The organism is Trebonia sp. (assembly GCF_030042015.1).
Lineage (GTDB): Bacteria > Actinomycetota > Actinomycetes > Streptosporangiales > Streptosporangiaceae > Trebonia.
This window is the reverse complement of record NZ_JASIAL010000479.1, coordinates 1-10,317: the sequence shown is the minus strand read 5'-3', so window position 1 is coordinate 10,317 and position 10,317 is coordinate 1. Positions and strand designations below refer to the sequence as shown.

The following is a 10,317-nucleotide window of genomic DNA, read 5'->3' as shown; positions in this document are numbered from 1 at the left end:
CTCCGCGGGCAGGCCCGCGCGGCCGGCGGTCCACGCCCCGGTGCACACGGCGGCCCGCGGCAGCGCCAGCATCCCCGGGCTGGTGACACCCGGCGCGCAGCTGTATCCGCGGCTGCTCCCCGCGACCGTCGCGACCGCGTTCTTCGCGACCGCCAAGGGGCCGCTCGCCCGCGGCGAACGGCGGTACCGGCGCGCGGCGCGCCAGGCCGGCATCCCCTGGGAACTGATCGCCGCCTGCGACTGGATGGAGTGCCACGCCGACCCGCGCCTGTCGCCGGTGCACGGGGAGAAGCTGGGCACCCCCAACGAGGACGGCACCGTCTACCTGACCAAGGACGACGCGCTCGCCCAGTGCGCGAGCGACCTCGCCGAACTCGCCGCGGCGGTGTACCGGGTCGACCTGACCGCGCCGCGGCCGCTGTCCGTGCGCGCCCTGGCCGAGGCGTTCGCCGCCTTCCGCTGGGGCGGGCTGCTGCGCGAGCACCGCGTCCCGGCGATGGAGTTCCCCTACTCCGTGGCCGGGCTGACCGCCCGGCACACCCGGATGCACTGGCCCGCCATCGACGACCCCAACGCGCCGGACAAGCCCGGCGGCAGATTCCGCGAGCCGTTCGGCGCCATCCCCGTCGTGCTCACCCTCAACTACCCCGCCACCGTCTTAACCGACAGAAAGCGCAGGCACCCCCGTGGTCCGCATCATCATCCAGCGCACCGCCCGGCCCGACGCTGCCGACCCGCAGGTTCCGCCCATCGGGCAGCCGTGGACGGACGCGGACGCGCAGCGCCGTTCCGGTCAGCGGTACGCCGAACCGCAGGGCTACCCGCGGCCGCTGCCCGGGCCGTACCCGCCGCCCCCGGCGCCCCGGCCGCCCCGGGCGCCCCGGGCGCCCGGCGGCTGGCGCCCCCGGCTGCTGCCGCGCATCCCGTGGTGGGCCAGATGGGGAGCGGTCATCCTCATCGCCGGCCTGATCTTCCGGCGGGCCGTGGCCTGGGCGGTGCTCACCGCGCTAGCGGCGGCGCTGCACCTGTTCGGGGTCAACGTGCACCTGCCGCACATCTCATTCGGCTGGCCATGGCAGTCCATCAGCGCCGGGACCACCACGAACGTCGTGGTCGGCCCGCTCGTGCTGCAGAAGATCGAGGGCATCTCCAGCCCCGCGCTCGGCACGGAGAACTTCAACTTCGTCTTCACGCACACGGTGTCCAAGAACATCGGCCCGTGGCCCTGCTGGTACTCCGGCACCTTCTACGCGGTCGGCCGGGCATCCGCCACCGTAGACCTCAACCCAGGCCCGTCATGGTGGCAGCCCGCGACCGGGCACTACGAGCTGCGCGTCCTGCGGAAGGCGGTGCCGGGCAGCCCGGGCCGGCTGGCGATTTCCATGGCGCTGCCGCTCCCCCAGCTGCCGCAGTCCGTGCACGACATCAGCGTCGACAACACGCTGTCCAAGCCGATCTCCACCAGCCACAGCTGGACCTACCCGGGGTTCGGCTGCGGCGTCCTGATCCAGCCGCAGTTCTCCCAGTCGGTGCTGTACGCCCAGGCGCAGACCGTGGCGTTCTACCAGGCGACGCACCTGGCCACGGTGACGCGCCCGCTGATCGCCGCGGCGGAGACCGAGGCCACCGCGATGATCAGGAACAACTTCATCCAGCCGACGGTCAACGCCCTCGGCTACACCCTCACCGAGTTCTCCATCCGCTGGGTGGCCACCTGAGGTAACGCCCGCGGGCCGCAGTCACCAGGCGGCGCCGTCGGTGGGGCGGCGCCGGACGCACGCGGTAGCGTGGGATACGTGCGGGTCACGGCGATGAGGACATGGCGATGACCGCGGAGGTGTACCCGGCCGCCGGCGGGCTGCTGCAGCGTGCCGCGGCGGCGTTCGCCGCGAGCGTGCCGGCGCGCCCGGCCGACGACGGGTACTTCGGGCCGGGCAGCGTCACCTGGCGGCTCAACGGCGATCTGTCGGCGCCCGTCGCCGGGGTGCGGTCGCTGCTCGTCCAGGCGCTGCACCCGCTCGCGATGGCCGGGGTCGACCAGCACAGCGACTGGCGCGCCGACCCGGCGGGACGGCTGGCGTCGACCGCCGCCTACCTGGCGACGATCACCTACGGGGACAGGCCGGCGGCGGAGCGGGCCGCGGCCCGGGTCAGGAAGATCCACGAGCGGGTGCACGGCACCGACCCGGTGACCGGGCGGCCGTACGCGGCGGGCGACCCCGACCTGCTGCTCTGGGTGCACGCGGGGCTCGTGGACTCGGTGCTCGCGGCCGCGGACCTGTTCGGGACGCCGCTGAGCCTGGCCGACAAGGACGGTTACGTCGCCGAGATGTCCGCCGCCGCCGAACTCGTCGGGGTCCCGCCAGGGCGCGCCCCATGCACGGTCGCGGCGCTTGACGACTACCTGCGCGTGGTCCGGCCCGTGCTCGCGCTGACCCCGGCCGCGGCCGATACGGCCGCGTACCTGCTCCACCTGCCTGGACTTGACGAAGACCTGGCGGACCTGTGGCGGGACATCGGGGAGGCCGCGATCGCCTCGCTGCCGGACTGGGCGGCCGACCTGTACGGAGTGGTCCCGCCCGCCCCGGGCGCCCGGGTCACGCAGCAGCGCCGCGCCGAGGTCAGGCAGGTGCTCGGCGTGCTTGACGCGCTCTACCTCGGCGAGCCGGGCGTGCTCGAGGCACGCCAGCGGATCGAGTTGCGGATGCGCCGGGCACGGCGCGGGTGAGCAACACTCCCAACCGGCTGCGGCTGAGCCGCGGGCTGGCTGCCGTGCGGCTGGCGGCCAGGGGCGGCGCCAGGTACGCGACGAGCGCGCCGCGCCTGTTCACCGCGGCCGGGGAGCAGCGCCAGCAGTTGCGCAACGACCTCGCCCTGCAGACCGCGGAGGACGTCGCCGCCACGCTCGGGACGATGAAGGGCGTCCTGATGAAGATCGGGCAGATGGCCAGCTACGTCGACGACGGCCTGGCGCCCCCGGTCCGCCGCACGCTGAGCACGCTGCAAGACAGCGTGCCACCGATGAGCGCGGAGCTTGCCGCGGGTGTGATCGCCGAAGAATTCGGCGCGCCACCTGGCGAGGTTTTCCAGGCGTGGGACCCGGAGCCGATCGCCGCCGCCTCGATCGGCCAGGTGCACCGCGCGATCACCCGCGACGGGCGCGCGGTCGCGGTCAAGGTGCAGTACCCGGGGATCGCCGAGACGATCTCCGCCGACCTCGGCAACGTCGCGCTGCTGCGCCGCCTGCTCAAGGTCGCCGCGCCGAACCAGGACGTCGATGCCCTCATCGAAGAGCTGCGGACGAGGATCGGCGAGGAACTCGACTACCACCGGGAGGCGGCCAACCAGCGGATGTTCGCCGCCTACTTCGACGGCCATCCGACCATTCACGTGCCGCGCGTCGTGGACGAGCTGTCCACCGCCCGGGTGGTGACCAGCGAGCTGGCCACCGGCGCGCGGTTCGCGGAGCTGCTCACCTGGCCACAGCACGAGAAGGACCTCGCGGCCGAGACGATCTACCGGTTCACGTTCCGCAGCCTGTACCAGGCCCACGCGTTCAACGGGGACCCGCATCCGGGCAACTTCCTGTTCCACCGCGGCGCGCGGGGCCGCGTCACTTTCCTCGACTTCGGCCTGGTCAAGTACTTCACGCCGGACGAGCTGCAGCCACTTGTGCACATGGTGCGCTACCTGTGCGTCGACCGCGACCCCGAGGCGTTCCGCCGGGCCATGGAGGAGGCCGACTTCCTCATGCCGGGCGCGCCGCTGCCGACCGAGCAGATCGTCGAGCACATGGCCCTGTTCTACGACACCGTGCGGACCCCAGGGGTGCGGACGATGACCCCGGGGTACGCCTCGGCGGTCGCCCGCAGGTACTTCGACTTCCGCAACCCGCTGGCCGCCTACGCCCGCATCCCCAGGTCCTACGTCATCCTGCAGCGCATCAACCTGGGCGTGTTCGCGCTGCTCGGCGACCTTGGCGCCACCGGCAACTGGCGCGCGATCGCCGAGGAGATCTGGCCCTTCGTCCAGGGACCGCCAGCCACGCCGATGGGCGAGGCCGAAGCTGCCTGGCTGGCGCCGCGCCCCGAGCCCCCGCCGCCCCAGCGAAGCACAGTCATTATCCCGAACGGAGCCGGGCCGCCTCGTTCGGGATGACAGTGCTCCTGTCGCCGGGCGGGACCTTAGCTGGCGCTACGGCGGCTGCGGTATGCGGCGACGTTGACCCGGTTCGCGCAGGTGAGGCTGCAGAACCGGCGGGACCGGTTCTTGGACAGGTCGACGAGCACGTCAACGCAGTCGTCGGCGGCGCACACCCGCAGCCGCTCCAGCTCGCCGGAGCGGATCACGTCGGCGACCGCCATCGCCGCGTCGACCGCCATCCGGTCCGCGAGCGGCGCGTCCGGCGAGGTGGCGTGCACGTGGTAGTCCCAGCCGTCGTGCTTGACCAGCTGCGGCAGCGCGTTCGCGTCCTTGAGCAGCGTGTTGACGAGGTCCGCCGCCTCGTCCTTGGTCATGTCCCAGACGCGCTCAAGACGCGGGCGCAGGGCCCTGACCGCGCCCAGTTCCTGCTGGTCGTGGGTGCGGCTGCCGGTCCAGCGCCACTCGGCCACGAAGGCGTCAAGCGCGGCCACGTCGGGCAGCTCCTCCTTCCCGCTGCGAGCGGTGTTGACCAGCGCGGCGATCGAGTGGAGTGACACCTCGGTGTCATGGGCAAAAAGCATTTGGCCCCTTTCGGCGACCGCGGGTAGTGTCATGGTCGTAGGTCTTTTTTACCACTTACGGCGCTGACGGTGACTAGGGAGCGGGCCGATGACCACCGGGTGGAGCGTTGACGACCGGCTCGCGCCGGGCGTCGCGGCCCGCGAGCCGCGCGGCGCCGGGCGCGCCTTGGCTGGGGCCGGGCTGACGCTTGGGCTGCTGTCGGCCGCCGCCTTCGGCACCTCGGGAACGTTCGGCACGTCGCTGATCGACGCCGGCTGGTCCCCTGCCGCCGCGGTGATCGCGCGGGTGTCGGTCGCCGCGCTGGTGCTGACCGGCCCCGCTCTGCTGCAGCTTCGCGGGCGCTGGGCGCTGCTTCGCCGGCGGGCGTGGCGGACGATCGCCTTCGGCCTCGTCGGGGTGGCGTCCTGCCAGGTCTGCTACTTCAACGCGATCGAGCGGATGCCGGTGGGGGTCGCGCTGCTGCTTGAGTACCTCGGCGTCGTGCTCGTCGTCGGCTGGCTGTGGGTGCGGCACGGCCAGCGGCCTCGCCTGCTGACCGTGATCGGCGGCGCGGGCGCGCTCGGCGGGCTCGCGCTGATGCTGAACCTGTCCGGAGCCGGCGGCGTCAATCCGGTCGGGGTGCTCTGGGGCCTCGGGGCCGCCGTGAGCCTGGCGGTGTACTTCTTCCTTTCGGCGAAGGTGGACGCTGACCCGCTTCCGCCTGTCGTCATGACCTGGGGCGCGATGATCGTCGGGGCGCTCGTGCTCGGCGCGGCCGGGCTGACCCGCGTGCTTCCGCTGACCGCCTCGGCGGCGGACGTGGTCCTTTTCGGCCATCGCGTGAGCTGGCTGGTGTCGGTGCTGGGGCTGTCGGTGCTCGCGGCGGCCTTCGCGTATGTCGTCGGCGTGGGCGCGGCCCGTCGGCTGGGCGCCAAGCTCGGCTCGTTCGTCGGGATGGCCGAGATCTTGTTCGCCGTGCTCTTCGCCTGGCTGCTGCTGCACCAAGTGCCGACGGGCATGCAGTTCCTCGGCGGGGCGCTGATCCTGTGCGGGGTCGTGCTCGTGCGGCTCGACGAGTCGTCATGACTCATCCCGCGCGATCACGCTCATCTGCCCGGCCCGCAAGAGCTCGGTACTGCGAGGCAGCCGACAGGTGATCACCCCGGACGTGGACCCCACGATGGATGATCGGGGATAGAAAACCACCTTTTAAGGTGGTTTTCTATCCCCGATAACGACGATCGCTGGCGGGAGCCCGCCGCTCACGCAGCCCGGGCATCGGCGATGGCAGCTTTATCGCTTGTGGTGCCTGCTCGCGGGGGCGAGGATGAGGGATGACCGGCGTCAGCGTGCGGCGTGTTGATTTCGGCTACTTCGTGCGGCCAGCGGAGGAGATCGGGACGGGGGCGCCGAGAGTCGAGCCTTGCCTGGGCTACGTCGTCGGCCACCCCGAGGGAATGCTCTTGTTCGACACGGGCATGGGCTCCCATCCAGAGGTTGACGCGCACTACCGCCCGCGGCGGGTGGGACTGCGCGAGGCGCTAGCGGCCGCCGGGGCGCAGCTCGCCGACATCAGGATGGTCGCGAACTGCCACCTGCATTTCGACCACTGCGGCGGCAACCCGCTGCTTGGCCAGGTACCGGTCTTCGTGCAGGAAACCGAGCTCGGCGCCGCCCGGCATACACCGGACTACACGCTCCCCGAACTGATCGAGGGCAGCCGGTTCGAGCAGGTGACGGGCCAGGTCGAGATGCTGCCCGGGGTCTTCCTCATGCCCACGCCAGGCCACACCGACGGCCATCAGTCGCTGGTCGTCCGGCGGCCGGACGGCGCGGTGATCGTGGCGGGGCAAAGCCACGACACGGCCACGCAGTACGCCGCCGACCAGCTCGCCTGGCGGGCCCGCCGTGACGGACACGCACAGCCCCTGCCCGGCATCCCTGACTGGATGGACGCGATCCAGCAGCTCGATCCCCGCATCGTCTACTTCGCCCACGACCGCTCCGTGTGGATCCCCTGATCGGACGGTACGGCCCCTCGTAGTACAGGTAGCAGCCGCGCGGGAGCAGGTAACCCGCGTCGCCTGTGATGTCCCGGGAGACGACGCAGCAGTCCCAGCCGAGCATCGTTTGCGTGTCTACCCAGAAGATCGTGGCTGGCCGCGCCGCGATCAGGCCCGCGAGGTCGACTATCCGCATCGTGCGGTAGTACTTCCAGAACCACGATCCGAACAGCTGCTCGCTCGTGAACGGGGGCCATGACGCCGGGGGGGCTCCGGCGAGCGGCATCACCGCCAAGCTCGGGTCGGGGTATTCAGACGCGTGATCCGCGTACACCGCGATCAGCGCGCTGACCACGTTCCCGTCGAGCCACCCGAACAGCGACCCATGCCGCGGGATCGGCGTGCCGCGCGTGATGGCGCTCGCGACGGGGCCCGGCAGGCAGCGGCTGCCTGGCTCGACGGTGACGAGCGGGCCGTCCGCGTGCCACGGCACGAACGAGTAGCCGGGCTCGCGCCCGGCTTCGCTGCTGTCGCGGACCAGTACGAGGAAGCGAGCGCCGTCGCCGTCGCCATCGTCGTCACGCACGATGAGGACCATCGACTGGACGGACCGGATCCTGTCAGCCTCTCGCACCGCGCACGGGTAGTCGGCGAACAGGCCGCCGCATAGGTCATGCGCGGAACCAGCACGGATCATGTCATCAGCCACCGGCGGCGCGTAATCTGGCGTTATCTCGCTTTAGAACGTATATTTGAATGTGTTCGGTGTCAAGGTCCGTCGGCGAATACCTACGCTAGGAGATGCCGGGTCCGGGCCTGGCCTGCCCCTGGCTCGTCTGACACTGTGGTGGTCATGACCGAGGAAACGCATCGCCAGGTGGCGATCGAGCGGATCGCGAACCTCACGTACAGCGTGACCAACGAACACGGCGGCCAGCTCACCATCGGCTCCGGCGCCGGCACCGACTTCACGCCGGTGGAACTCCTGCTTGCGGCGATCGGCGGGTGCACGGCGATCGACGTCGACATCCTCACGTCGCGGCGCGCCGAGCCGGACTCGTTCGTCGTGGACGTGGGGGCGGAAAAGGTACGCGACGAGAAGGGCCGCAACCTGCTGACGGACATCACCGTGACGTTCCGGATCACGTTCCCGGAGGGCGCGGGCGGCGACAAGGCACGCGCCCTGCTCCCGGACGCGGTCAAGCAGTCGCACGAGCGCCTTTGCACGGTCAGCCGGACGGTCGAGCTCGGCACTCCGGTCACGACCCATATCGAGTAGGTCGCGCCGCGCCCGTCAGGGCTGTGCCGGCGCCCGCCCGTCCCAGTCGGCGAGCGGGGCGCAGTGCCAGGTCCAGTCCGCCTGCCTTTCGCGTCCCGGCAGGTCGGTGCGCCCGTTGGCCCACAGCAGCGCCTGCCACGGGTCGTCACCAGGATCGTGCCAGGGGAACAGCCGTGCCAGGACGCGCCCGGCCAGTTCCTGGTCGGGGGCGAAGCGCAGCCCCAGGCCCCTGGCAGCGTCGTCGGTGTGCACAAGCAGCTCGTCGCAGGCCATCGCGGCGAAGCCTGAGGGGTCGGCGGCGCCGGCGGGGTGGAAGCCGCGCGTGCTCGCCGGTGCGGCGTCGACCGACGCGGCGCAGGCGCACGCGGCGCTGCGCAGGCTGACCAGGAGCGCGGCGTTGGCGGCATCGGCGCTGACCTTGAGGTCGAAGGCGGCGTCATCCCCGGGCCCGCCCCACAGGTCAAGGGCGTACCACAGCGGTCCGTTGGCGGCATGGGCGACCACCGAGGCGACGGTGAAGTCCAGGCCGGGGACCGCCGCCGACCAGTCGGCATCGGCGGCCGCTTGAAGGAAGCCGTGGCAGGCCGCCGCGGCCGCGAGAATGTCACTGCCATCGATCACGGAACGTCTCCTCTCCAGGGCCTATCAGCGTCATTCTCGTCGAATCGCCGCGCCGAAGCGGCGAGCGGGCGAGCGGGCGTTAGTTGCGGGCACTGCGTGTCGGTGCCTGACCGTAGAATCGCGGCGTGTCCTCCCCCACCGAGCAGAGCAGCGCCGACAGCGCCGAGCGCGCGGCGGCCATCTTGCACCGCGTGTTCGGCTACGAGAGCTTCCGCGGCCAGCAGGAGGACATCATCGCCCACGTGATCGCCGGTGACGACGCGCTCGTGCTGATGCCGACCGGCAGCGGCAAGTCGCTGTGCTACCAGGTCCCGGCGCTGGTCCGTCCGGGCACCGGCGTGGTCGTCTCGCCGCTGATCGCGCTCATGCAGGACCAGGTGGCGGGGCTGCGCCAGCTCGGGATACGCGCCGACTTCCTCAACTCCACGCAGGACCCGGGGACCCGGCACGTCGTCGAGCAGCAGTTCAAGGCCGGCGAGCTCGACCTGCTCTACCTCGCGCCGGAGCGGCTGCGGGGCGACGCCACGCTGCGGCTGCTCGATGACGGCAAGGTCTCGGTGTTCGCCATCGACGAGGCGCACTGCGTGTCGCAGTGGGGGCATGACTTCCGCCCCGACTACCTCGAACTGCAGGTGCTGCACGAACGCTGGCCTGACGTGCCGCGGATCGCGCTGACCGCCACCGCCACCCAGGCCACCCGCGAGGAGATCGCGATCCGGCTGAAGCTGGCCGGCGCGAAGATGTTCGTGTCCTCGTTCAACCGGCCGAACATCGCCTACCGCATCGTCCCCAAGAACGACCCCAAGCGGCAGCTGCTGTCCTTCCTGCGCGCCGAGCACCCCGGCGACGCGGGAATCGTGTACTGCATGTCCCGCGACTCGACGATGCGGATCGCCGCGTTCCTCACCGAGAGCGGCATCCCCGCGCTGCCCTATCACGCCGGCCTTGACGCGGCCACCCGCGCCGCCCACCAGGCCAGGTTCCTGCGCGAAGACGGGCTCGTGATAGTCGCCACGATCGCGTTCGGGATGGGGATCGACAAGCCCGACGTCCGCTTCGTCGCCCACCTCGACCTGCCGCGGTCCGTCGAGGGCTACTACCAGGAGACCGGCCGGGCCGGCCGCGACGGGCTGCCCGCGACCGCCTGGCTCGCCTACGGCCTCGCCGACGTGGTGCAGCAGCGCCGGCTGATCGACAGCTCAGAGGGCGACCTGGCGCACCGGCGCAGGCAGCAAACCCAGCTGGACGCGATGCTGGCGCTGTGCGAGACCACCGAATGCCGCCGCACCCAGCTGCTGGCCTATTTTTCCGAACGGGCCGTGGCCTGCGCCAACTGCGACACGTGCCTGTCACCGCCGCAGGTCTGGGACGGGACCGTGCCCGCCCAGAAGCTGCTGTCCACCGTCGTACGGCTGGACCGGGAGCGCGACCAGCGGTTCGGCGCCGGCCAGGTCATCGACATCCTGCTCGGCCGCAAGACCGACAAGGTGGTCGAGCGGCGGAACCGGCACGACGAGCTTTCCGTGTTCGGGATCGGCACCGAGCTGCGCGAGGCGCAGTGGCGCGGGGTCGTCCGCCAGCTGCTGGCGCAGGGGCTGCTCACGGTGCAGGGGGAGTTCCAGACGCTGGCGCTCACCGAGGACAGCGGCGAGGTGCTGCGGGGGCAGCGGCAGGTGCTGCTGCGCCGCGACGTGCCGGTGCCGAAGGCGG

At 71.6% G+C, this 10,317-nt stretch carries 11 protein-coding genes; 8 read left to right on the top strand and 3 right to left on the bottom strand.

All coding sequences use genetic code 11. The features are described from left to right. A partial coding sequence (locus Q1N79_RS25530; protein WP_300613235.1) for a hypothetical protein occupies nt 1–306 on the bottom strand: 306 nt, incomplete at its 3' end. Nucleotides 307–686: 380 nt separating this feature from the next. On the opposite strand from Q1N79_RS25530, the gene Q1N79_RS25525 reads away from it, so the two are divergent. The 3 genes from Q1N79_RS25525 (at nt 687) to Q1N79_RS25515 (ending at nt 4,158) form a co-directional block, all read left to right on the top strand. Beyond that, nucleotides 687–1,718, top strand: a complete 1,032-nt coding sequence (locus Q1N79_RS25525; RefSeq protein ID WP_300613233.1) for a hypothetical protein — start codon at nt 687–689, stop codon at nt 1,716–1,718. 107 nt (nt 1,719–1,825) lie between these two features. Then, entirely contained in the window at nt 1,826–2,728 is a 903-nt protein-coding gene (locus Q1N79_RS25520; protein WP_300613231.1) for an oxygenase MpaB family protein, read from the top strand. Then, on the top strand, nt 2,725–4,158 hold the full coding sequence (locus Q1N79_RS25515; RefSeq protein WP_300613229.1) for an AarF/ABC1/UbiB kinase family protein: 1,434 nt from the start codon (nt 2,725–2,727) through the stop codon (nt 4,156–4,158). The genes Q1N79_RS25520 and Q1N79_RS25515 overlap by 4 nt, the downstream gene beginning before the upstream one ends. A gap of 26 nt (nt 4,159–4,184) precedes the next feature. Here Q1N79_RS25515 and Q1N79_RS25510 read toward each other — a convergent pair whose 3' ends face one another. Beyond that, nucleotides 4,185–4,724 carry a CGNR zinc finger domain-containing protein gene (locus Q1N79_RS25510; protein WP_300613227.1) on the bottom strand — a complete coding sequence of 180 codons (540 nt, stop codon included), beginning with the start codon at nt 4,722–4,724 and terminating at the stop codon, nt 4,185–4,187. Nucleotides 4,725–4,812: 88 nt separating this feature from the next. Here Q1N79_RS25510 and Q1N79_RS25505 point away from each other — a divergent pair, with 88 nt between their 5' ends. From Q1N79_RS25505 to Q1N79_RS25490, 4 genes are all read left to right on the top strand, one after another. After that, nucleotides 4,813–5,790, top strand: a complete 978-nt coding sequence (locus Q1N79_RS25505; RefSeq protein WP_300613225.1) for an EamA family transporter — start codon at nt 4,813–4,815, stop codon at nt 5,788–5,790. 248 nt (nt 5,791–6,038) lie between these two features. Further along, entirely contained in the window at nt 6,039–6,725 is a 687-nt protein-coding gene (locus Q1N79_RS25500) for an MBL fold metallo-hydrolase (protein WP_300613224.1), read from the top strand. 367 nt (nt 6,726–7,092) lie between these two features. After that, complete coding sequence (locus tag Q1N79_RS25495) at nt 7,093–7,377, top strand: hypothetical protein (RefSeq protein ID WP_300613222.1); 285 nt, start codon at nt 7,093–7,095, stop codon at nt 7,375–7,377. Between the two features lie 183 nt (nt 7,378–7,560). Beyond that, nucleotides 7,561–7,986: an OsmC family protein gene (locus tag Q1N79_RS25490; RefSeq protein ID WP_300613220.1), complete on the top strand. Its 426-nt coding sequence runs from the start codon at nt 7,561–7,563 to the stop codon at nt 7,984–7,986. A 15-nt stretch (nt 7,987–8,001) separates the two neighbouring features. Here the strand turns inward: Q1N79_RS25490 and Q1N79_RS25485 are convergent, their stop codons facing one another. Next, nucleotides 8,002–8,607 (bottom strand): maleylpyruvate isomerase N-terminal domain-containing protein, encoded by a 606-nt coding sequence (locus Q1N79_RS25485; protein WP_300613217.1) that lies wholly within the window; start codon nt 8,605–8,607, stop codon nt 8,002–8,004. A 125-nt stretch (nt 8,608–8,732) separates the two neighbouring features. Here Q1N79_RS25485 and recQ point away from each other — a divergent pair. Continuing rightward, nucleotides 8,733–10,317: DNA helicase RecQ (gene recQ / locus Q1N79_RS25480; RefSeq protein WP_300613215.1), on the top strand; the 1,585-nt coding region annotated here is incomplete at its 3' end.

Coding starts and splice junctions, on each gene's coding strand:
- Q1N79_RS25520 (WP_300613231.1), top strand. CDS start 1,826: ATGACCGCGGAGGTGTACCCGGCCGCCGGCGGGCTGCTGCAGCGTGCC.
- Q1N79_RS25510 (WP_300613227.1), bottom strand. CDS start 4,724: ATGCTTTTTGCCCATGACACCGAGGTGTCACTCCACTCGATCGCCGCG.
- Q1N79_RS25505 (WP_300613225.1), top strand. CDS start 4,813: ATGACCACCGGGTGGAGCGTTGACGACCGGCTCGCGCCGGGCGTCGCG.
- Q1N79_RS25500 (WP_300613224.1), top strand. CDS start 6,039: ATGACCGGCGTCAGCGTGCGGCGTGTTGATTTCGGCTACTTCGTGCGG.
- Q1N79_RS25495 (WP_300613222.1), top strand. CDS start 7,093: ATGCCGCGGGATCGGCGTGCCGCGCGTGATGGCGCTCGCGACGGGGCC.
- Q1N79_RS25490 (WP_300613220.1), top strand. CDS start 7,561: ATGACCGAGGAAACGCATCGCCAGGTGGCGATCGAGCGGATCGCGAAC.